Genomic DNA, 24,100 nt, shown 5'->3' with positions numbered 1-24,100 from the left:
CTTATTGCTCCCGTGATTACCTGGCGCCGGTCACGCCTCGCGTGCTGCGACCGGCAGAATGTCTTGCCAATGCTGTTCCAGCCATTCGGCGCACTCAGTGCGCGCCGCCGGGCCGAAGACGATCGTCCACTCGGACGGAATGGCGCGGAAATCCGGCCACAAACTGTATTGTTGTTGTACGTTGCGCAGCACCAGGCTGCGCTGCTGTTGATCATCGAACGGATTCAGGCTTTCCATCATGTGTTCCTCGTGCCGTCGCCGATGCCGGATAAGCGGTGGAGAAAGCGGAAGCCCAGACCGCCTGCAGCCCGTCGGTCAGGCCGCTGCGCCAGCACAGCGCATCGTGCCCGCCTTCCACCACCCGGTAGTGCACCCGATGGCCGGCGTCGCTCAGGCGCGCCGCCATTTCGCCGCTGACCCGGTGCACCAGCTTTTCCTGCGAACCGGCTTCCATAAATACCTTCAGCGCGCCGTGGTTGCCCAGGCCGTGCCGTTCCACCTGCTGCATCAGCCAGCAGGCATCGTCGGGAATGCTCGGCAGCTGCAGCATGTCGCGCCGCGGCCACCAGTAGGAACCGGACTGAGTGATCACCGCGCCGAAGCGCTGCGGCCAGCGCAGCCCGGCATACAGGGAAGCCAGGCCGCCAAAGCTTTGCCCCGCCACCACCGTATCGGCCGGTTTGTCGCTGTGCGGCGCCCAGTCGGCCAGCTGCGGCATCAGTTCTTCCTGCACCGCCAGCCAGAAGTCGTCCTTGCAGGTCAGTTCGCGCGACCGATGCGGCAGATCGATGATGTCGATCAGCACATACACCGCTTCCGGCAATGCCCCTTCGCGGGTCAGTTGCATCAGCGGTTCCCAAACCGGCATCTGCTTCGCCCAGAACTGGCCGTCGAGCAGAATAGCCAACGGACGCTCGGCCGGCTTGCTGTCACCGGTGGTGTAGATCCAGACGTCGCGGCTGTTGCCCAGGCGCTCGCTTTGCCAGGTATGGCGCTGCAAACGCGCCGGCAGCGGTGGCGTACAGCGCCCGCTGGCGATCTCGTACTCGTCGAACGAGCGCCATACCGGCTGCGGCGGCGCATCCGGCATGTGCAGGCCGGAGACGCTGTGGCCGCTGGCGCTTTGCCAGGAGCGATACGGGTTGAGCAGATCGGGGGTGGCGCTGGCGAACACCTGGTGCCACCAGTGGCGCAGGTTGTGCATGTTGGCGTGCGCATCGTCGCCGCTGAACGCCGGCGGCCGCTCGTCAAAGCAGGGGATAAAGCAGTAGCTGCCGCGCCAGGCGCCGCTCAGCTCGGTCTGCCAGTACCACACGTCGGTGCCGGCCAAACGCTGCAGGCTTTGCGGCGGATTCGGCTGATGATGGTCGGTCAGGCAGTTGATGTTGATCCACACGCGACGGTAGGCGGAGGTCAATTCGCATCCCTGAGGATCGCGCCAGAAAAAGGTGGTTCGCCACCGGCCGTTACCCGCCGGTTCTACCCATGGCGTACCGCGTCGTGCCACCGTCAACCACCACCCTGGACTGCCCGCATTGCTGCTGGCCAATAATCTGCTGCTTTCTGACTGTAGTTCTGTATTCACAACGCCTACCCATTTTGTAGTTGGCGGCACCGGGAACGTCGACTTTTCCCTATCGCCGGCCACCGCCCGAACGCACTGTACGCCAAATACTATTGATAATAATTTGCATTTGCAATAGTGTGTAAGGCTTGGAGATCGTGCTGGTATTGCGCGCAACGGACAGGGATCGGGGATACATCAATGGCATCCCTTGCCGCAGCCGATTTTCTATTTCCGACTACACAAAAACTACAACCGCCCTTCCCCCCGTTCGGCGAGGGATGGCAGCAAGGTAGGACACTCAGATGAAAAGCAAGCTATCACGTTATTCTTTAGCCACTCTTATCGGCTTGGGATTGGGCGCGTCCGCGTTCGCCAACGCCGCGCAGCAGACCGACACCACCACCACGGAAGAAAACAGCGGCACCACGGATAAAAAGCCGCGCGGCGAAGACACTATCGTCGTGACCGCCGCCCGGCAAAACCTGCAGGCGCCGGGGGTGTCCACCATCACCGCCGACGAGATCAAAAAACGCCCGCCGGCGCGCGACATCAGCGAACTGATCCGCACCATGCCCGGGGTTAACCTGACCGGTAACTCCACCAGCGGCCAGCGCGGCAACAATCGCCAGATCGATATCCGCGGCATGGGCCCGGAAAACACCCTGATTCTGATCGACGGCAAACCGGCCTCCAGCCGCAACTCGGTGCGTCAGGGCTGGCGCGGCGAGCGCGACTCGCGCGGCGATACCGCCTGGGTGCCGCCGGAAATGATCGAACGCATCGAAGTGCTGCGCGGCCCAGCCGCAGCGCGCTACGGCAACGGCGCTGCAGGCGGCGTGGTCAACATCATCACCAAGAAGGCCGGTGATGCCCTGCACGGCTCGCTGAACGGCTACTTCAACGTACCGCAGCACAAGCAGGAGGGCGCCACCAAGCGTACCGACTTCAGCCTGTCCGGCCCGCTGAGCGACACCCTGAGCTTCCGCCTGTTCGGCGGCTACAGCAAAACGCAGGCCGACGCCTGGGACATTAACGAATCACACAAGTCCGAACGCGTAGGCGCCTACGCCAACAGCCTGCCCGCCGGGCGCGAAGGGGTGGTCGATAAAAATATCGACGCCTTGCTGCACTGGGACTTCGCCCATCTGCAGTCATTGGAGTTCGAGTATGCCTATGGCCGTCAGGGCAACCTGTATTCCGGCGATACCCAGAACACCAACACCAATGCCCTGGTGCAGAGCAACTACGGCAAAGAGACCAACCGCATCTACCGTGAAACCTTCGGCCTGACCCACCGCGGCGCCTGGGACAACGGCGTGAGCACCAACAACTACGTGCAGTTCGAGCGCACCCGCAATACCCGCCTGAACGAAGGCCTGGCCGGCGGCACCGAAGGCATCTTCGACACCAAAAATACCGGTTTCGGCACCACCAAGCTGGACGACTTCCTGGCGCACAGCGAAGTCAGCGTGCCGTTTGAGCTGGGCGTTTCACAGACCGCCACCCTGGGTACCGAGTGGACCCAACAGCGGATGAAAGACGGCACCTCCACCAGCCAAACGCTGATGGGCGGCACTATTCCCGGCATAGGCAACGGCACGCGCAGCCCTTACGCTTCCGCGCATATCTTCTCGCTGTTCGCCGAAGACAACATTGAGCTGACCGACACCACCATGCTGACGCCGGGTCTGCGTTACGATCTGCATTCAGAATCCGGCAACAACTGGAGCCCGGCGCTGAACCTGTCGCAGGAACTGGGCGACTACTTCACGCTGAAAATGGGCATCGCCCGTTCTTACAAGGCACCGACCCTGTACCAGACCAACGGCAACTACCTGCTGTACAGCAAAGGCCAAGGGTGTGCGGGCAGCGATGTCAGAAACGGCTGCTACCTGCTGGGTAACGACGATCTGAAGGCGGAGACCAGCGTCAACAAAGAGATCGGGCTGGAGTTCCATAACGAAGGCTGGCTGGCCGGCGTAACCTACTTCCGCAACGATTACCACAACAAGATTGAAGCGGGTAACTCGCGCATCGCCACCAGCAGCACCGGTACGGCGGTCTATCAGTGGGAGAACGTACCGAAAGCGGTGGTGCAGGGGCTGGAAGGCTCGCTGAACGTGCCGGTCAGCGAGACCGTCACCTGGAGCAACAACGCCACCTACATGATCGAGAACAAGAACAAGACCACCGGCGATTACCTGTCGGTGATCCCGAAGTTCACCGTCAACTCGACCCTCAGCTGGCAGGCTACGCAGGATCTGTCGATGCAGTCCACCCTGACCTGGTACGGCCGTCAGAAGCCGAAGAAGTACAACTACCAGGGTAAACCGGCCACCGGCGGCGAAACCCGCGAGGTCAGCCCTTATGCCGTCGTCGGCGCCAGCGCGACCTATGACCTGACCAAAAACGTCAGCGTCACCGCCGGCATCGACAACCTGTTCGACAAACGCCAGTTCCGCGCCGGTAACGCGCAGAACGTGGGCGACCCGATTACCGGCGCGATCAACATCGCCGGCGCGGGCGCGGCCACCTACAACGAACCGGGCCGTACCTACTACATGAGCATCAACACCCACTTCTGATGACATGACCCAACGACAAAGGGCGCCGAGGCGCCCTTTTTTATATTTATATTCAGTTAGTTGGTATGCAGCTGAATGCGCACCACGCTTTCCGGCTTGCCGGCCTTGGTGGAAGCGCCGTCGTTTTTCACCGTCACGAACAGCGCGTCGCCTTTCGGATCCAACGCCAGGCTGTTAGGGTGCGGCGGCAGGTCTACGGTTTGCAGGCGCTTGAGCGTCTTGGCGTCGAACACCGTCAGCGTCCCGGCGCCATGATCCACGCGCACGCCTTTGCGGTTGGCGACATACAGCCGCTGACTGCGCTCGTCGAGCAGCAGGCCGATCGGCACCTCATCCGTCAGCTCGCTGGCCAGCACCTTGCCGCTGTCCGCATCCAGCGCAAACACCCGGTGGCCGCTGCTGCGCTTCACGTAGTCGTGCCCCAGATGATGGTTGCGGTAGTCGTCGCGATCGATGCCCTGATCGACGCCCAACAGGCGATTGCTTGCCGGGTCATACACCAGGTTCAGCAGCTGATCGGCCTGCACTTCATGCGTGGCGGTGATCGCCAGCGTGTCGGCGTTCAAGGTGATCACCTGCCCCTGCATGTTGGAGACGAACACCCGGCGGCCCTTCTCATCCAGCGTGATACCCACCGCGTTGTAGCCGAAGCCCGGGATCACTTTCTCCAGCTTGCCGGCTTTGGTATCGACCACGTACAGCACGCTGTCGACGCCGAAGCCCAGGCCCGGCAGGAACAGGCGGCCGCTTTGCGCGTCATACTTGAGCTCGCGGAGGCGGTACAGGTAGTCCTCGGTGATTTTAAACTTCTTCAGCTCCGCCAACAGGAAATCCAGACGCTTGCCGCTGATGCCCGCCTGCTTGTAAGCCTGCTCCAGCACCGCTTTGTCCAGCAGCTTGATGCTGCCTAGCGCGTGGTTGGTGGTGGTGTCCACCACCCCAACTTCGCCGTTGAAAGCCTGCGTCAGGTACAGGCGATTGCCCGCATCGTTCAGCGCCACGCCGAAGCCTTTCACCTGCAGCGGGATCTCTGCCTTGATCGCCAGGGTGTTGGGATCCAGCCGCAGCACGCGGGAGCGCGCCTCTTCCTTCCAGTCCGGCGCGCTGACGAACAGCGCCTGTTGCGAGGTGCTGTAGGCCATCTCCACCACCGTCGATGACAGCGCCTCGCGCTTGATGTCCTGCGGTTTGATGCCGACATCGTCCGCCTGCGCGGCGCCGGCGACCACCAGAGAGGCCGCCACCAGCAGCGACAGTAACGCGCGCGGGGTTGCTAGGGTTCCAGACATCCTTTTATCTCCTTGAAAATCATGCTTTCGGTTAGAGTGAAACAACGTCATGCCTGCGGCCCGGGCGGCAGCGCCGCCAGAGCGATATCGCCAGCGATGTGCTGCGCAAACTGGGTAAAGACGTGCTGAACGCCGTCGGCGATCAGATTGGCCTGCTCCCGGCTGTAGTGGTCCTGGCGGTAGGTCATCATCACCCGCAGGGATTTCTTCCCGGCCAGATCGTCTTCCATCACCTCAAACTGCAGGCCGAGCAGCGATTCGGCTTTCTCCGGCTCCACCTGACGGTAGGCGATCGCGCTGCCGTCCTGCAGCCGGAACTCGCCGTTCAGCTTGATGCGGCTGTGGATCTGGATAAACACTTCAAACATGTGGTTCTTGCGGTCGGCGTCCACGCCGAACAGCCCTTCCTCCACCAGATCGATCGGAATATCGGTGTACGGCAGCGAGCCATTGATGGTGTTTTTCACCTGGCTGACCAACCCGGCCACCGTCAGCCCCTCGTCGAAGCGCACGCGGTGCACCACTACGGTGGTGAAGTAGCCGACGGTATCGAAGAACTCGGCGTCGTTACGGCCGGAGGTCGAGGTGCCCACCAGCAGATCCGCCGGGCCGCCGAGCAGGCGCAGCGCCGAGGTAATCCCGGCATACACCACGTTGAACAGCGAAGCGTTGTTGCGGCGGGCAAGCTGATACAGGCCTTCCGCCACGGCAGGATCGACCTCGAACTCCAGCCAGCCGCCGTTGACGTCCGCCGGTGCCGGCACCGCCGGATGGGTGGACGGCTCTTGCCGGAAGATCGGCTGGCCGACCGGCGCGCCGCGCAGCGCGTCGAGCCAGTAGTCCAGATGTTGCTGCTGCACCCCGGAGGCCCGCTGCTGCCGGGCGAAAGTGTGGAACTGCGGCGGTTGCCCGCTCCACTGCGGCGCCTGGCCGACGACGCGATGGCGATAGGCGACGCCCAGCTCATCCATCATCAGGTTGAGCGACCATTCATCCAGCACCACATGGTGGAACAGCAGCGACAGCAGCTGTTGGCCGTTGTCCGCATCGCGCAGCAGCGTGACGCGCAGCGGCAGCTCGGCGGCCAGATCGAACCGGTGCTGGCCGGCATCGGCCAACAGGGCGGCGGCGTTGCCCGCCGGCGTCTCGTGGGAGAAGCGGAACCACGAGTAGTCCGCGAGTTCGGCGGCCGGCACCACCACCTGCACCACCTCACCCTGCTGCTCGACGAAGCGTGAACGCAGCACGGTATGGCGAGTCATGACGTCGATAAACGCCTGACGCAGCGCCGTTTCATCCACCGCATCGAAGAAGCGCAGAGAGAACGGCAGATTGAAAATCTCGTCATGGCCGAAGGCTTCATACACCTTCCACAGCGATTCCTGCGCCAGCGACAGCGGCGCCTGCGCGCGATCATGGTCGTCGGCGGTGGCCACCGCGGCATTCGGCTGCGCGACGTTCAGGCGTTTGGCGTAGCCCGCCAACCCGCGCGCCGTCGGGTGACTGAACAGATCGTTAATGTTGATTTCGATCTGATGCAGGCTCAGCAAGCGACCGATCACCCGGGTAGCGACCAGCGAATGGCCGCCGCGATCGAAGAAGTCTTCATCCAGGGTCATTTCCGGCGCCACCAGCGCCTCACGGAACTCCTGCAAAATCAGCGGTGCAACGCTTTCGTCCGCGTCGCCGTTCGCCGCCGGCGCGGCCATCGCCGGAGAAGCGGCCTCAGCCGCCGGCAAGGCGACGGCAATCCGCTGCCCGGCCAGGAACGCGCTGAACTGCTCCAGCAGGAAAGGCGCCACATGGGGAGACAAGCGCGGGTCGGTGACCAGCTCCAGCGTCAGCGTTTCTGCCTCCGGCAAGCCCAGCAGCAGCGCCAGTTCAAACGGCGTATGCAGCGGCGGCAGCAACAGGCGTTCGGCGTAAACGCCTTCCAGCCGCCACTCTGCGGCCAGATCGTCGCGCCAGGCCACCAGCAGCTGCGCCCGTTGCGAGTCCGGCTGTTCAGCCACGGCCTGCGCCAGCAGCCGCTGCCCGACGTCGCCCTCGCCATGCTGCACGGTCAGGCGCATCAGCGGCGCCGCCGTCAGGCCAAGCTCCAGGCCGACGAACTCCGCCGTTTCTGCGGCCGGCACGCACAGCTGCACCGCTTGGCCGCCGGCCTGCGCGGCGGCGAACTCGGCAAACCGTGCCGCCACCGCCGCCAGCAAGGCCCGCGGCGTGTCGTTGGCGGGCAACAGCGAGCGATCAATGCGCGTGACCACGCGCGAGCCCACCGGCGGCAACGCTTCAGCGCGCTGCGCCGGGCTGCGGTAATCCTGCAGCGAGACGGCCTGGCGCACCCACGGCAGCTGCGGCTCCGGGGTTTCCGCCAGCTCGACCGGCGCCACCGCGAAAGGCAGAGGCATCATATCCCCGTTATAACGGGCGGACAGCATCGCCGGCAGGTGGCGCCACGGCAGCGTTTCCGCCAGGATGTCATGCAAGACCACGCCCAAAATCACGTCATCGCCCGGCATGAGCAACAGCAGGCAGCGCAGCGGCGCTTCGTTTTCCAGTTCAAACGGCACCGCCTGCGCCTGCAGCAGGCAACCCATGGCGTGTTGTTCGTCCGCCACCTGACGAAGGCTCACCGGCAACGGCGCCGAGCCGGCGGGGCGTTTCACCAGACCGTTTTCGTCATCAAAAACGTAGCGCACGTCCACGCCAGGCGTTTCCCGCACCAGCGCCTGCAGCGCCGCCGTCAGCCGGGCGATATCCACGTCCCCCGTCAGGCGCCAGGCCAGCGCCCGCTGCCCGCGTGCGTCACCCTGCTGCAGATGGGCGAACCACGCCCGCTCTTCGGCTTCGCTTACCGGCCGTTCGCCGTCCGCCGACGCCGCGCCCAGCGCCTGAAACGCGCTCTCCAGCCGCTGGGCCTCTTCATCGCTCAGAATGCTGTCAAAATCACCGATCACTGCGTTATCTCCTTTGCCCGGCCGTGCCGGGATAGCGCATAAAAAGGGGGACATTCGTCCCCCGTCATCGCGATAGCGTTAGAAATTCAGCTCAACTGCTGCGCCGACCAAGCGGCCTCGCTGAAGAGTCGCCGTGTAGATGTCGTTGCTTCTGACCATCTCGCGGCGGTCTGAATCAAACAGGTTTTTCGCATACAGCGTGGCGCGACCGTAGTCGAAGGTGTAAGCCAGCTGGGCGTTGGCCGTCCAATAGGAGCCGATGCGCCCGCGCGAGTCGTTGTCGTATTGCGAATAGTAGGAGTCGGTAAATGCCACGTTGCTACTCAGCTCCCACCCTTTCAGGAACTGATATTTAGCACCCATGTTGGCGGTGTAAGCCGGTGCGCGCGCCAGCTCATGCCCTTCCACGCCGCTGCCCGAGAACTTCTTGATGTCGGTTTTCAGCAGGCCGAGGTTGCCGAACAGCTCGAAGTCCCAACGCGGCTGCCAGGTGGCACCGATTTCCGCGCCGTAGGTTTCCACCTTGTCGGCGTTACGGATCACACTGGAGTTCTCACCCAACGAATAAGGCAGCTGCATATCCTTGTAATCGTTGTAGAAGATGTTACCCGTCAGCACCACGTTGGCGTCTTTCAGGTGATGGCGGGTGTACAGCTCGTAGTTCCACACATACTCGGAACCATAGGTATAGCTGACCACCGGCGTACCGATCGTGATGCCGCCGCCGCCGGCGTTATAGCCGCGGGCGATCTTGGCGCCGTAGGTTTGGGTATCCGTCGGTTTCCAGGCCACGTCCAGCTTCGGCAAGAACACCGTGTAGGTTTCGTCGAAGTCGATGCGCACCGCCTGGCTGCCGCCGTCGCGGCGACGGTGTTCGCGTTCCAGACGGCTGGCGGCGGTCACGTCCACCTGCGGCGTCAGCGCATAGGTCAGCTCGGCGAACGCCGAATGGGTATCGGTTTTATCTTTGAAGGTCGATCCGCCGAAGATGTTGACGAACTCATCCTGCGTGCCGTGGAAATAACGCAGCCCCGCCAGCCCGTGCAGGCGGCTGTCCGCGCCGCCGAAGCGCACTACCGGTTCTACGTGAACTTCCTGGCCGTCGATCTCGGCGTATTGGATGTTGTAAGCGGTCGGCCGATTGATATTGAAATCGGTATAGATAACGCGGTTTTCAAACGTCAGCGCATCGGAGGCCTCCCAGGCCAGATCCCAGATGGTGCTGTTCATGTTGCTTTTGAACACAGCGCGGCGCGGATCGTGACGCGGATTGGTCGGGTGCGGCTGCGGGTTGAGGCTTTCGTTCTGTGGCGCGGTGCTGCCAAAGTGGTTAAAGGTCAGCTTGGTGGTCAGATCGCGCAGGCCGGCCGGATTGAACAACAGCTTGGCACGGGCAGTGGTGGCTTCCACTTCGCGCGGGTCGCCCACTGGCGCATAGGCCGGCAGATCGGCCTCGCTGCGGCGGCGCTGGCGATCGACGCTGACGCGAAACGCCAGTTGATCTTCCACCAGCGGGCCAGACGCCATGGCCGCCAGCTGTGAAGAGTGCTGGTTACCGGCCCCACCCTTGAAGGCGCTTTCCCACTCGAAGGTCGGATCTTTACTGGCCATGACGATGGCGCCGGCGATGGCGTTGCGCCCCTGGATGTAGCTTTGCGGGCCGAGGAACACTTCGACGCGATCCAGATCCCACAGCGACTGCGGGCCGAACGCCTGTTCGTTATAGGTCAGCGAACGGCCGTCCAACGACAGATTGAGGCGCGGGCGGGTGCCGCTGAGGAAGGCGTTGGCGCCGACGTTCGGGCCGGAGCCGTCGATGCCGCGCACGGTCGGCAGTTCGTTGCCGATGCCCAGATCCACCACGTTGGGGGTCATGCGCAGCAGATCGGGGATCTGCACCGCGTCGGGCATCGAGGCGATGCGGTTGCTGTCGAACACCTGCACGCTGGAACCGGTGTCGAAAATGGAACGTTTGATCTTCTCACCGGTGACCAGCAGCGTTTCCGCGTCCTGGTAGGTTTCGTTGCTCTTGGTTTCCGCCGCGTTGACGTTACCGATCGCCAGTGAACATACCCCTAAAAATACGGAGGAAAACGCCCCAATGGCTTTCAACCCCGCTTTTTCCCCGTTTCCTACGCTTTCATGCCGTTGAGCCGCAAAATGCTTGCCCATAGATGTCTTCTCCTTTCATCCCAGAGGTGCACAAAATTTGATTTTTTTTACACAACCTACATCGACACTCACACAGACCATGACGCTCCGGCCTTCCCGACCTTTCTGTTGCTTATCCCTGCGGCAAACCCATGCCTTGCGCGGCCGAACGGGCGCGGCCCCGTCCACGGCCAAGCCGCCGGCGGAGCGGCCGGCGGCTTGTATAAAAACGTAAAATAATGTTAAGAATGATAATATTTTGCATTTTCTAATGCAAATCATTATCAACAAAGGTGTGAGGAAAGCCGCGATAACAGACAGAAAACCTTATACTTTAGCAGGTAAAACAGGCGCTGCAATAACAAGCAATCATTACAATGCTAAGAATAATATAGATAAATTATTCACACCCAACGATACGCCCGTCCGCCCTCGCTAAAACCCCTTATAGATAGCACCCTCGCGTCAAATGGATTAAATAATAATAATTTTCATTCCTATTAACATTTGGATATATTCTTGCAGTCTCGTTGGCTGAATCAAAATGGATACCCGATGAAAGCTTTGACCACGATGCAGGCCGCCTATTGGGTAGGCCGACAGTCCGCTCCTCCCCTCGGCGGCATGGCCGCCCACCTGTATGCGGAATTCGACGGCGGCGAGCTGGATCTCGCCCGACTGCGCCAGGCCGTCGATGCGCTGTACCTGCGTCATCCGCTGTTACGCCTGCGCATTACCGATGATGGCCGGCAGACGATCGCGCCTCCCGGCCCCCGGCACACCTTGCATCTCGACGACTGGCGGCACGCCGATACAACGACGCTGGCAGCCGCGCTCGCCGCCAAACGCCAGGCAAAAAGTACCCAGCTGCTGCCGCTGGAACAGGGCGTGCCCTGCGATATCAGCCTGAGCCTGTTGCCGGAAGGGCGTAGCCGCCTGCATGTCGATCTCGATATGATCGCCGGCGATGCCATGAGCTTTCGCCTGTTGATGGAAGATCTGACGGCGTTTTATCACCAGTGCCCACCGGTGCCCTCCCATGACGCGCCGCCGGCCTACTTCGATCACCTCGCACAACGCGACGCCGACGAGGCGCTGCGCCAGCGGCGCGAACGCGGCCAGCGTTGGTGGCGTGAGCGCCTGGCGCAGGTGCCACCGGCGCCGCGCCTGCTGCGCACACCGGACCGCTGCCGCAGCGATCGCCTGGCCATACAGCTGGACGCAGAGGAAAGCCGCGCGCTGGAGAACGTCGCCAAACGGCACCACACCTCACTCTCGACGCTGTTTTTAGCGCTGTTCGCCCTGGCCGTCGGCCAGGGTTGGAACATGACGCGCTTTCGGCTCAACGTGCCGCTGTTCCACCGCGAGAGCGAACGGGAGGACGCGCATCGCCTCATCGGCGATTTCTCTAACCTGGTGCTGCTCGGCGTGGAACTCAATCCGACGGAAAATCTGAGCGCCTTCTGCCGGCGCCTGATGACGCAGCTGGCGGAGCTGATCGAGCATGCGGATTACCCCGGCGTGAGCGTGATGCGCGATCTGTCGCGCCTGCACGGCAGCCTGCAGCCTTCGCCGGTGGTGTTTACCGCCGGTTTCGGCATCCGCGGCAAGACGCTGTTTTCCGAACGGGTCACCAACACCTTCGGCCGTCTCGGCTGGGTCATCTCTCAGGGGCCGCAGGTGGCGCTGGATGCGCAGGTCGCCCACGTCGACGACGGCATTCTGATCAACTGGGACGTGCGGCTGGACGCGTTCCCCGAGCAGGTGCTGCCACGCCTGCTGGCCTGTTACCGGGCGCTGCTGCACCTGGCCGCGCGGCAAACGGAGGCGTTCGATCGCCCGCTGTCGCAGCTGCTGGCGCAATGCACGCCCGACGCGCTGGCGCAGCAGGTGCCGGTGCGTCAGGTGCTGCATCGGCTGCTGGCGCGGGTGGCCCCCGAGGCCGGCTTGCGCGACCACGACGATATCCGCCGGTTAGCCTTGCCGGATGCCGGGGTGAACGCGCTGCTGACGGTGCTCAACAAGTATCTGGCGGCGGGGCTGACGGCGCAGGATCTGGCGGCGCATTCCTCCCCTGCGGCGCTGGCGGCGCTGATCTGCCAACGCTCGTCCGAGGCAGGAAGGCATGCGAAAACGCTGCTCGCCGCGCTGGCGCCGCAGCACTGAGATCGGCTTCCGGGCGCATGGTGCCCGGCTCGTTTTAATCGGTTAGCGACTATAGGGAAGTACCATGGAGACAGCTTTAACCGCACTGCAGCAGGCCTATCTTCTGGGCCGCAGCGATCGATGGCCGCTCGGCGGCGTGGCGATGCACGACTTTCGCGAATACCGCGCCCGGCAGCTGGACGTACCGCGCCTTGAAGCGCGCCTGACCGAGCTGGTACAGCATTACCCGGCGTTGCGCACCTGCATCGATGTGCAACGCGGCACGCAGCACGTACGCCCGGAGGTGACGCTGCATCTGGATCGCCACGATTTGCGCTCCCTTGATGGTGAAACGGCGCAGCGCCAGGTTGAACAGCTGCGCGCGCGTTACTCCCACCAGCGCCACGATCCAAGCCAACCGCTGTGGCGCATCGCCGTGATCCAACTAGCCGAACAGCAGGATCCGACGGGATCGCCGTACGATACGCTGATCTTTACCAGCTTCGATGCGTTGATCCTCGACGGCCAGGGGATCTCCACCGTGATCGCGCGCCTGTTTGACGATCGCCCTCTGGCGCCGACCGTCGCTGCGCTGCCGCCCCCCGCCGCGTCGGTGGCGCAGCGCCAGGCCGATGCCGCCTACTGGCGCAACAAGCTGCAGGATGTCACCACCCCGTCAGCGTTACCGTGGCGCGCCCCGCTCGCCAATCTCACCTCATCGCGCTATCGCCGCGCCACCCTGACGCTGCCGCGCGATGCGATAAAACAGCTCGGCCGCCTGGGATCGCCACATGCGCTGCTGCGCAACAGCCTGCTGTCGGCGCTGATCCTCGATACGCTGGCCCACTGGACCACCGACGGCGAGCTGTGCGTCGGCGTGCCGGTGGCATTCCCCGCCGCCGACGGTGCCCTGGGCAACGCCTCCAGCTTCGTGGCGGTGCGCTATTCGCGCCACGGCGAAGATTTTATCCAGCGCGCGCAAGCCCTGCAGGACGACGTGCTCGGCGCGCTCGACCACCTGACGTTTTCCGGCGTCGATCTGGCGCGGCAGTTGCTCGGCCAAAGCCAGGGCGGCCCGGCGCTGCCGGTGATCCTGACCAACTGCCTGGGCTGGGAAACGCTGCCGGCCGAGGCGCCGGTGCGCTTCCACGACGGCCTGACCCAAACGCCGCAGGTCGCCATCGACATTCGCCTGACGCTGGACAGCGAAAAGAACCTGCAGCTGTGCGTGGACTACGCCGAGCAGGCGCTGCACGGCGAACAGGTAGAAGCCATGCTGGCGGCGTTGCAGCGACGCATCCTGCACAGTTGCCAACGGGCCGACCTGGCGATCGCGCCGCGAGACTTCATCGACCTGGCGCATTACCGCCACAACGACAGCGAAGCGAATTACGCACCTTATCCTTATCTGGCGCAGTTGGCCGAGCGGCTGTTCGGCGCGCAAGACGGCGGCAACGCGCTGATCTGCGGCGAACAGACGCTGACCTACCGCGAGCTGGGCCAGCGGATCGCCACGGCGATCGCCAACCTGCAGAACCACGGCGTGCAGCCGGGCAACGTGGTCGCGCTGTATCTGCCGCGCAGCCCGGAACAGATCATCCTCAGCCTCGCCTGCGCCCTGCAGGGCGTGATCTGGGTGCCTGTCGATATCAACTCGCCACCGGAACGCACCGCCTACCTGCTGGAAAACTGCCGGCCAACGCTGGTGGTACACAGCGGCGATCTGGAGACGCCGAACGGCGTGACGCCGGCGACCCTGCTGGCGCCGACGGAACGCGCGCCTGCGCTGCCGGATGAGCAGACGCTGGTTGAACGCAGCGCCAGCCAGGCCGCGAGCTACTACCTGTATACCTCCGGCACCACCGGTAAGCCCAAATGCGTGGTGCTCAATAACCGCGCCACCGCCAACGTCGTCCACCAGACCCAGCAGCGCTGGGCGGTCACCGCCGACGACGTCTTCATTTCCGTCACGCCGCCGCACCATGACATGTCGATGTTCGATCTGTTCGGTTCGCTGTGCGCCGGCGCCACGCTGGTGCTGCCGGCGCCGCATCAGGAAAAGGACGCCATCAGCTGGAACCAACTGGTGGAAAAGCATCGGGTCACCCTGTGGTGTTCAGTGCCCGCCATTCTGGAGATGCTGCTCACCTGCAAAACGGCCGACAGCCTGCGCTCGCTGCGCCTGGTGGCGCAAGGCGGCGACTACATCAAGCCGGCGACGGTACAAACCCTGCGTACCCTGTGCCCGGATCTCGCGCTGTTCTCGCTCGGCGGGCCAACCGAAACCACCATCTGGAGCATCTGGCACCCGATCGCCCCGCTGGAGAACGGCACCGTGCCTTACGGCCGCCCGCTGCCGGCCAACCGCTATTTCATCTGCCATGACGACGGCAGCCACTGCCCAGCCGGCGTGGTCGGCCGCATCCATACCGCCGGGGTCAACCTGGCGTTGGGCTACCTGGAACAGGGGGAGCTGAAGCAGCACGATTTCGTTACCCTCGAAGGGCCGGATGGGCAACCGCTGCGCGCTTTTCGCACCGGCGATCAGGGCTATTACCGGGCGGACGGCAACATTATGTTCGCCACCCGGGTGAACGGCTATGTGAAGATCCGCGGCGTGCGCGTCTCGTTGCCGGAAATCGAAGACGTGCTGCGCCGCCATCCGGCGATCCAGGACATGGTGGTGGTGGATTACCCCAGCGGAGAGAACAACGAGGCGGCGCTCGGTGCCCTGTATCTGACCCGCGACGGCAAACCGCTGCCGCTGTCCGAGATCCGCGCCTTCGCCACCGGCTATCTGCCCTGTACCCATATTCCGACACGCTTTATCCATGCCGAGGCGCTGCCGCTGTCCGCCAACGGTAAAACCGACCGCCATCGCATCCGTGCCGACCTTAGCCACCAGCAAACCGCGCCGGCGCTGAACGCCTGTGCGGCCCCGCCGCCGAACGCGCCTTTGGCGCGCAGCGCAGAGATCCTGACCATTTACTGGCAGGCGATCGGTGTGGCACCGCGCCCGGAATGGGGAGAAGAGACGGCGTTTATCGCCATGGGGCTGAAGCTGCCGCATATCAAACAGGTGGCGGAGCGCCTCAATGACGCTTTCGGCACCCGTCTGGTAAGCAGTTCGCTCCTGCCGTGCAAGAACGCGCGCGAAGTGGCGGCATTACTGGCCAGTTGAAGCCATACCACTCGGGCGGGGACATTCCCCGCCCGCATCTTATCAAGCGGGCAACGCCGTCAGGGCCGCCAGCGGCTGCTCCCAGGCTTCCCGCTGCAGCGCGCGCAACAGGAATTCCTGCAGCGCCTCGCCATAGTCCAGCGCATCCTCCGTCGGGAACTGCTCCAGATAGATATCGATATCCACCTGCAGATCGCGGGCGTCGGTGCGGCCGCGATAAGTCAGGTTAAAACCGTCGCCCGAGCCGCCGGCCAATACGCGGCGAGTGCCGCTACAGCCGGTAAAGCGGGGTGCATCGAAGGGTTGCACGTTGATGAAGGGGGAAATAAAGAAGCGCGAACCTGGCTCCACGCCGCGATCGGCGGCCAGTTGGCGCAGACGGTAGCCGGCGTGGCTGCGCAGCTCGCGCAGCTGCTGCGTCAGAGTGGTGAGAAAGCCCCCCAGCGTCTCCGCTTGCGGCGGTGGCACCAGCAGCGGCAGCGTATTGACCGCCAACGAAGGCACGTTGGTGGCAGCCTGCCCGCGGCGATTCATCGCTGGCATCCACATCGGCAACGCCTCGCCCTGCCGGATGTCGCGGGGCATCACCTGAAACAGCCAGGCCGCCGACAGCGCCACCAGCAAGTCGGGCCAATTGATGCCGCTGCGCTCCGCCAGCTGCGCCAGTCGTTGCGATACCGCCGCCGGTAGCCGGTGGTGGGTGCTCAGACGCCGCACGCCATAGGCCTCACCGCCCTTGCGCACCGTCGGCAGCGCCTGCGACGGCGGCAGATAGCTCTGCCAAAAGCGCCGATCGCGCTCGCATCGCTCAGAGCCCGCGTAAGCCAGCTCAGCCTGTTGAAAGGCGTCGAAGGTGCCCAGAGGCATGCCCGCGCTGCCTTCACCCAGATAGTGTGCATACAACGCGGCGCAGCGGTGTTCAATTAGCGCCATACCGAAACCATCAACCAGAATATGGTGCGCACGTACGTACCAGAGGTAGCGCTCCGGCCCCAGCTTGAGCAGCCAGGCGGCGGCTAACGGCTCGCAGTGCAGCGCCCGGCGCTGCGCGATATCTTCGCGCATCAGGTTTTGCGCCGCCTGCCAGGGATCGCCGTGCGTTTGCAGATCGATGCGTTGCAATGGCGGTATACGCTGTGGATCGTGCCGTAACGGCGGAGGAGAGTCGCCATGCCGCTCGCCAAAGCGCAGGGCAAACGCCTGCGTCTCGGCGAGGGTGGCGGCGATCGCCCGGCAGAGCGTCTCTTCCTCTACCGCGCCGCACAGTTCGGTGCAGTGTGCGACGGTGGACAGGGTCTGCCCGGGGTGCAAGGTGTGTTCTTCCCAGAAATCAAGCTGCGCTGGCGCCAGCGGCAACCATTCAGAGGCCAAAGCGGTGTCCGACATGTTACCTACCTTTGATAAGCCCGAATAAAGACGCCGAACGGGCGTAACCCGCCGTTCAACGGCTTTTGCGTGTCTCCATACATCATCAAATGAAAATGATAATAACATCTATTATCATTTCTATTAATTTGGTAACACTTTAGATTCTGTTAAGCGGGGATGCAAGTCGCGCAGTGGGGACGGAGAAAAGAAAGTGGCGGAGAGAAGACGGCTAAAAACAAAACGCCCCGGCACAGCTGCCCGGGGCGTTTTTAACGTCGGCGACGCTCGGTGATTAGGCCTGATTGGCCGGCTTCACCTTCTGCGCCAGAAACTCCGTTTCGTAGGCCAGCGCCTTCTTGCGATCGAACTGGTGCTCCCACTTGGCAATCACCAGCACCGCCAGTGCGTTACCCACGACATTCAGCGCGGTGCGCGCCATATCCAGGATACGGTCCACGCCGGCGATGAACGCCAGGCCTTCCAACGGAATGCCGACGCTGCCCAGCGTGGCCAGCAGCACCACGAACGAGACGCCCGGCACGCCGGCGATCCCTTTCGAGGTGACCATCAGCGTCAGCACCAGCACGATCTCCTGCCCCAACGACAGCTCGATGCCGTACAGCTGGGCGATAAAGATAGCGGCAATGCTCTGGTACAGCGTCGAGCCATCCAGGTTAAAGGAGTAGCCGGTCGGTACCACGAAGCTGGTGATCGACTTGGGCGCGCCGTAGGCCTCCATCTTTTCGATGATGCGCGGCAGCACCGTTTCCGAGCTGGCGGTGGAATAAGCCAGGATCAGTTCGTCTTTCAGGATACGGATCAACGTCCAGATGCGCAGGTTGCACAGCCGGGCGACCGCCCCCAGCACCACCAGGGCGAAGAACGCGATGGCGAAGTACACCAGCACCACCAGCTTGGCCAGCGGCAGCAGCGAGGCGAAACCGAAGTTGGCTACCGTGACCGCAATCAGGCCAAACACCCCGATCGGCGCATAGCGCATGATCATGTGGGTGACTTTGAACATGCTCTCGGACACCGCCTTGAACACCTTCAGCAGCGGCTCTTTGGTCTCTTTCGGCAACGACGACAGCCCCAGACCGAACAGCACCGAGAAGAAGATAATCGGCAGCATGTCGCCCTTGGCCATCGACGAGAAGACGTTCGACGGGATCAGCGACAGAATGGTCGCCACCAGACTGTGCGAACCGCTTTGCACCTGTTCGGTGGTTTTCTCATACTGCGAAATGTCCACCGTGGTCAGCGTCGACATATCGATGCCGTGGCCGGGTTGGAATACGTTGGCCAGCGTCAACCCCACCACGATGGCAACGGTGGTGATCACTTCGAAGTAAATAATGGTTTTCAATCCGATGCGGCCCAGCTTTTTCGCATCGCCCACGCCGGCAATACCGACGATCAGCGTGGAAATAACGATCGGTACCACAATCATCTTGATCAGGCGAATAAAGATATCACCCGCCGGGCTGAGAATATTGCTGACCAGCCACTCACGAGATTCTGTCTGGTTGTGCAATACCGCGCCAACAATAATACCCAGTACCAACGCGATCAGGATTTGCCAAGCCAGGCTAATTTTTACACTTTTCATACCCAAAAAGTCCTCAAAGACTCTTTTCGCCGTACAAAGTCGCAACACGGAGAAAAGAATACTTAATCATTTATTACAGGCTTATGTTAATTCAGTGGAAGCGTTCACCTGCCCTGGGTGCAACGCAGTATAAATCTGTATCATCCGGGCGGCATGCTCTGCAAGCCTTGATTTGTCAGGGTTGAGCGCTGAATCGAATCACAAAAAATTCGCGTTACTATTTCAAATGGCATAATTGCTTGTTATTAAAAACATAATTTTTCATACAATGAAGCACATAACCGCGCCGACGACGCTTTTTTGAACGCGATTAAAATGCGTTATTTTTCGTCCATTTTGCATATTTAGTCCGCATTAAATGTTTATATTTTGTTACTTAAAAGTCAAAGAAATGAGAATTGACCGAGTGACACCCTTCACCATAAATGCAGCACCGCTTTATATTTAGCTTAAAAATCGAACGATGGCGCAGAATGAATACCCCAGGGTATCACCCGGCCTTTCATCAGGAATTAAAGGTTAATAAAACGTTATTTCACGATATGCCGTCCATCGTTATATCGCGTTAATACCAACTTCGAATATTAATAGCGAAAAATAATCCAAAAAGATTTATAGCGTGAAATAACGCAGGCCTTTCCCACGCGATTAATCACGAGGCAAACAGTCTCGTCTTTTTTTATTCTTTTTTGTTCTTTAGATAAGTGTTTTTGGCTAAAAACGCGGGTTTATGATGAATTAAACGCCAAAGAGATAGATACGTCCTGCAAATGCGACAGAACTATTACAAATCAATATCTTTGTTGCGTGATCTGCCGCGCAAAAAAGAAACAAAGAATCGTAGCAAACTATACTTAACCTTCAGTTGACATATCATTAACAACTTCAAGGAGAAAAGCTATGAGCCAACTGCATAAACACGCTATTCCTTCTGCAATTGCAGAGCGCGCCCTGATTAATCCGGCACAATACCAACAGTATTATCAACAGTCGGTTCAAGACCCAGAGGCTTTCTGGGGTGAGCATGGCAAAATCCTGGACTGGATCAAACCCTATACCAAAGTTAAAAACACGTCGTTCGATCCCGGCCACGTCAGCATTCGTTGGTTTGAAGACGGTACGCTGAACCTGTCTGCCAACTGTCTGGACCGCCATCTGGCTGAGCGTGGCGACCAGACCGCCATTATCTGGGAAGGCGATGACCCGACCCAATCCAAAAAGGTGACTTACAAACAGCTGCACCATGACGTCTGCCAGTTCGCCAACGTGCTGAAAAAGCTCGGCGTGAAAAAAGGCGACGTGGTGGCCATCTATATGCCGATGGTGCCGGAAGCGGCGGTCGCGATGCTGGCCTGCGCGCGTATCGGCGCCGTACATTCGGTGATCTTCGGCGGCTTCTCGCCGGAAGCGGTCGCCGGACGCATTATCGACTCCAATGCCAGGTTAGTGATCACAGCCGATGAAGGCCTGCGCGCCGGCCGCGCCGTGCCGCTGAAAAAGAACGTCGATGATGCGCTGAAAAATCCCGGCGTGGTCAGCGTGGCTAACGTTGTGGTGTTCCAACGCACCGGGAAACCGGGTTACTGGCAGGAAGGGCGCGATCTGTGGTGGCATGAGCTGACCCAGGGCGTCTCCGCCGACTGCCCGCCGGAAGAGGTGAACGCCGAGGACCCGCTGTTTATCCTGTATACCTCCGGCTCGACCGGCAAGCCGAAAGGTGTGCTGCACACCACCGGCGGCTACCTGGTTTACGCTGCGATGACCTTTAAGTATGTGTTCGACTACCACGACGGCGACATTTATTGGTGCACCGCCGACGTGGGCTGGGTCACCGGCCACAGCTATCTGCTGTACGGCCCGCTGGCCTGCGGCGCCACCACGCTGATGTTCGAAGGCGTGCCTAACTATCCGGGCGTCAATCGCCTGTCGCAGGTGATCGACAAGCACCAGGTCAACATTCTGTATACCGCGCCGACCGCCATTCGCGCCCTGATGGCCGAAGGCGACAAGGCTATCGAGGGCACCCGACGCGATTCGCTGCGCATCATGGGCTCGGTCGGCGAGCCGATCAACCCGGAAGCCTGGGAGTGGTATTACAACAAGATAGGCAACGCAAAGTGCCCGATCGTCGATACCTGGTGGCAAACCGAAACCGGCGGCTTCATGATTACCCCGCTGCCGGGCGCCACCGAGCTGAAGGCCGGTTCCGCCACGCGGCCTTTCTTCGGCGTACAGCCGGCGCTGGTCGATAACGTCGGCACACCGCAGGAAGGCGCCTGCGAAGGCAACCTGGTGATCGTCGACTCCTGGCCGGGCCAGGCGCGTACCCTGTTTGGCGATCATGACCGCTTCGAGCAAACCTACTTCTCGACCTTCAAAGGCATGTACTTCAGCGGTGACGGCGCCCGCCGCGACGAGGACGGTTACTACTGGATCACCGGCCGCGTCGACGACGTGCTGAACGTCTCCGGCCACCGTCTGGGCACCGCCGAGATCGAGTCTGCGCTGGTATCGCACCCGAAAATCGCCGAAGCGGCGGTGGTCGGCATTCCTCACAACATCAAAGGCCAGGCGATCTACGCCTACATCACGCTGAATCACGGCGAAGAACCGACGCCGGAGCTCTATACCGAAGTGCGCAACTGGGTGCGTAAAGAGATAGGGCCGATCGCCACGCCGGACGTGCTGCACTGGACAGATTCGCTGCCCAAAACGCGCTCCGGCAAGATCATGCGGCGTATCCTGCGCAAAATTGCCGCCGGCGACACCAGCAACCTGGGGGATACCTCCACGCTGGCGGATCCGGCCGTAGTCGACAAGCTGTTGGAAGAAAAACAATCAATGAAAGTGCCGTCATAATTTACGCCGCTTCAGGCCGCTCATTCGGATAACGCGCCGTTGAGCGGCCCTGGCGCGGCGTACTCTATCAATACCTACTGGAGACACTCTGATGAATGACACCATTTATCAAGGGATTGAAGAAAACCCGCGCTTTAAAGAGCTGGTGAGAAAACGCGGCCGGTTCGCCTGGCTGCTTTCGCTGATTACGCTGGCGCTGTACGTCGGCTTTATTCTGTTGATCGCCTTCGATCCGCAATGGCTCGGCACGCCGATCGCCGCCGGATCGACCATCACCCGCGGGATCCCGGTCGGCGTCGGGCTGATCGTGATCTCTTTCGTCTTGACCGGGATCTACGTGTTTCGCGCCAACGGCGAGTTCGATCGCCTCACCGCAGAAATCCTGCGTGAGGTGAAACAATGAAGCGTTTATGCTCCGCCCTTTCCGCCGCCGCGTTGCTGTTGCTGCCCGGTCTGGCTCATGCCGACGCCATCGGCGGCGAAGTGCATCGTCAACCGCTGAACATCCAGGCGATCGTGATGTTTATCCTGTTTGTCGGCGCCACCCTGTACATCACCTACTGGGCGTCCAAACGCACCCGTTCCCGCCAGGACTACTACACCGCGGGTGGGCGCATCACCGGCCTGCAAAACGGCCTGGCGATCGCCGGCGACTTCATGTCCGCCGCCTCGTTCCTCGGCATCTCCGCCCTGGTTTACACCTCGGGTTATGATGGCCTGATCTATTCCATCGGCTTCCTCATCGGCTGGCCGATCATTCTGTTCCTGATCGCGGAGCGCCTGCGCAACCTCGGCCGTTATACCTTTGCCGATGTCGCCTCTTACCGTCTGCAGCAGAAACCGATCCGCACCCTGTCGGCCTGCGGCTCATTGGTGGTAGTCGCGCTGTATCTGATCGCGCAGATGGTCGGCGCCGGCAAGCTGATCCAGCTGCTGTTCGGGCTCAACTACCACGTGGCGGTGATCCTGGTCGGTATCCTGATGGTGTTGTACGTGCTGTTCGGCGGCATGCTGGCCACCACCTGGGTGCAAATCATCAAGGCGGTGCTGCTGCTGGCCGGCGCCAGCTTTATGGCGCTGATGGTGATGAAGTCGGTCAACTTCGACTTCAATACCCTGTTCGCCGAAGCGGTGAAGGTGCATCCGAAAGGCATCGCCATCATGAGCCCCGGCGGCCTGGTCTCCGATCCGATTTCCGCGCTGTCGCTCGGCCTGGCGCTGATGTTCGGCACCGCCGGTCTGCCGCACATCCTGATGCGCTTCTTCACCGTGAGTGACGCCAAAGAAGCGCGCAAGAGCGTGTTCTACGCCACCGGTTTTATCGGTTACTTCTATATCCTGACCTTTATCATCGGCTTCGGCGCCATCTTGCTGGTCAGCGCCAATCCGGCGTTCAAAGACGCCACCGGCGCGCTGCTGGGCGGCACCAACATGGCGGCGGTGCACCTGGCCAATGCCGTTGGCGGCAACTTCTTCCTCGGCTTTATCTCGGCGGTGGCCTTCGCCACCATTCTGGCGGTCGTTGCAGGCCTGACGCTGGCCGGCGCCTCGGCCGTTTCCCACGACCTGTACGCCAGCGTGATGAAAAACGGCAAGGCGACCGAGCGCGATGAGCTGAAGGTCTCCAAGATCACCGTCGTGGTGCTCGGCCTGGTCGCTATCGCGCTGGGGATTTTGTTCGAGAAGCAGAACATCGCCTTTATGGTCGGATTGGCGTTCTCGATCGCCGCCAGCTGTAACTTCCCTATCATCATCCTGTCGATGTACTGGTCGCGTTTGACCACTCGCGGCGCAATGATTGGCGGCTGGCTGGGCCTACTGACGGCGGTGATTCTGATGATCCTCGGCCCGACGATCTGGGTGCAGATCCTCGGCCATGAAAAGCCGATTTACCCGTATGAATATCCGGCGCTGTTCTCGATGGTCGTGGCCTTTGTCGGTACCTGGCTATTCTCGATCACCGACGGCTCGCTGGCCGGGCAGCAGGAGCGGGAACGCTTCCGGGCTCAGTTTGTCCGTTCGCAAACCGGGCTGGGCATCTCTCAAGGCAGCTCGCATTAACCGAATAATAAGTGAAAAAAGCAAACACACCCTAATCAAAGGCCCTTCGGGGCCTTTTCTCTGGCTGTTTATCGGAGAGAAGCTGGGGAAAGCAGCGCAGCGTAGCTGCGCTTTTTTGCGTTTTACGCATAGCAAAAAGCCCTGAACGTCAGTTCAGGGCTTTCGGCTTTATTTGATGCCTGGCAGTTTATGGCGGGCGTCCTGCCCGCCCCCCTTCGGGCCGTTGCTTCGCAACGTTCAAATCCGCTCCCGGCGGATTTGTCCTACACAATTCGTCTCATCCTGAGACTCTCCCCTCCGGGGCCGCCGCACGCGGCGTTAAGGCCCG

13 protein-coding genes are annotated in these 24,100 nt (G+C 61.6%); 6 read left to right on the top strand and 7 right to left on the bottom strand.

Annotated elements, in window-relative coordinates; all coding sequences use genetic code 11:
- Positions 1-30 precede the first annotated feature (30 nt).
- On the bottom strand, positions 31-237 hold the full coding sequence (locus ACJ8HT_RS23435; protein ID WP_194572401.1) for an MbtH family protein: 207 nt from the start codon (positions 235-237) through the stop codon (positions 31-33).
- Complete coding sequence (gene fes / locus ACJ8HT_RS23430) at positions 212-1,585, bottom strand: enterochelin esterase (protein ID WP_110157200.1); 1,374 nt, start codon at positions 1,583-1,585, stop codon at positions 212-214. Before fes ends, ACJ8HT_RS23435 begins: the two co-directional genes overlap by 26 nt.
- A gap of 284 nt (positions 1,586-1,869) precedes the next feature.
- Here fes and ACJ8HT_RS23425 point away from each other — a divergent pair, with 284 nt between their 5' ends.
- Positions 1,870-4,152, top strand: a complete 2,283-nt coding sequence (locus tag ACJ8HT_RS23425) for a TonB-dependent siderophore receptor (RefSeq protein WP_197653533.1) — start codon at positions 1,870-1,872, stop codon at positions 4,150-4,152.
- A gap of 56 nt (positions 4,153-4,208) precedes the next feature.
- Here ACJ8HT_RS23425 and ACJ8HT_RS23420 read toward each other — a convergent pair whose 3' ends face one another.
- From ACJ8HT_RS23420 to ACJ8HT_RS23410, 3 genes are all read right to left on the bottom strand, one after another.
- Entirely contained in the window at positions 4,209-5,441 is a 1,233-nt protein-coding gene (locus tag ACJ8HT_RS23420) for a YncE family protein (RefSeq protein WP_197653535.1), read from the bottom strand.
- A gap of 47 nt (positions 5,442-5,488) precedes the next feature.
- A complete protein-coding gene (locus ACJ8HT_RS23415; RefSeq protein WP_197653536.1) occupies positions 5,489-8,398 on the bottom strand; it encodes a condensation domain-containing protein in 2,910 nt (969 codons plus the stop codon).
- A gap of 78 nt (positions 8,399-8,476) precedes the next feature.
- The gene (locus ACJ8HT_RS23410) at positions 8,477-10,570 is read right to left on the bottom strand and encodes a TonB-dependent receptor (RefSeq protein ID WP_025304960.1); all 2,094 of its coding nucleotides are present in this window, start codon (positions 10,568-10,570) and stop codon (positions 8,477-8,479) included.
- 534 nt (positions 10,571-11,104) lie between these two features.
- On the opposite strand from ACJ8HT_RS23410, the gene ACJ8HT_RS23405 reads away from it, so the two are divergent.
- Positions 11,105-12,715, top strand: a complete 1,611-nt coding sequence (locus ACJ8HT_RS23405; RefSeq protein ID WP_197653538.1) for a condensation domain-containing protein — start codon at positions 11,105-11,107, stop codon at positions 12,713-12,715.
- Positions 12,716-12,779: 64 nt separating this feature from the next.
- Positions 12,780-15,875, top strand: a complete 3,096-nt coding sequence (locus ACJ8HT_RS23400; protein WP_197653539.1) for an amino acid adenylation domain-containing protein — start codon at positions 12,780-12,782, stop codon at positions 15,873-15,875.
- Between the two features lie 42 nt (positions 15,876-15,917).
- On the opposite strand, the gene ACJ8HT_RS23395 is transcribed toward ACJ8HT_RS23400, so the two are convergent.
- Both ACJ8HT_RS23395 and gltP read right to left on the bottom strand, forming a co-directional pair.
- Complete coding sequence (locus ACJ8HT_RS23395; RefSeq protein ID WP_197653541.1) at positions 15,918-17,261, bottom strand: condensation domain-containing protein; 1,344 nt, start codon at positions 17,259-17,261, stop codon at positions 15,918-15,920.
- Between the two features lie 274 nt (positions 17,262-17,535).
- Positions 17,536-18,852, bottom strand: coding sequence for a glutamate/aspartate:proton symporter GltP (gene gltP, locus ACJ8HT_RS23390; RefSeq protein ID WP_015376334.1), 1,317 nt, complete (start codon positions 18,850-18,852; stop codon positions 17,536-17,538).
- Between the two features lie 900 nt (positions 18,853-19,752).
- Here gltP and acs point away from each other — a divergent pair.
- From acs to actP, 3 genes are all read left to right on the top strand, one after another.
- Complete coding sequence (gene acs / locus ACJ8HT_RS23385; protein ID WP_049198848.1) at positions 19,753-21,711, top strand: acetate--CoA ligase; 1,959 nt, start codon at positions 19,753-19,755, stop codon at positions 21,709-21,711.
- A 91-nt stretch (positions 21,712-21,802) separates the two neighbouring features.
- Complete coding sequence (locus tag ACJ8HT_RS23380; protein WP_004930047.1) at positions 21,803-22,114, top strand: DUF485 domain-containing protein; 312 nt, start codon at positions 21,803-21,805, stop codon at positions 22,112-22,114.
- Positions 22,111-23,772 carry a cation/acetate symporter ActP gene (actP, locus tag ACJ8HT_RS23375; protein ID WP_197653542.1) on the top strand — a complete coding sequence of 554 codons (1,662 nt, stop codon included), beginning with the start codon at positions 22,111-22,113 and terminating at the stop codon, positions 23,770-23,772. Before ACJ8HT_RS23380 ends, actP begins: the two co-directional genes overlap by 4 nt.
- The last annotated feature ends 328 nt before the right edge of the window (positions 23,773-24,100 follow it).

It is taken from the genome of Serratia sp. CY44782, assembly GCF_052168715.1.
In the GTDB taxonomy this organism is placed as follows: Bacteria; Pseudomonadota; Gammaproteobacteria; order Enterobacterales; family Enterobacteriaceae; genus Serratia; species Serratia nevei.
This window is presented reverse-complemented; position numbering and strand designations above follow the sequence as displayed.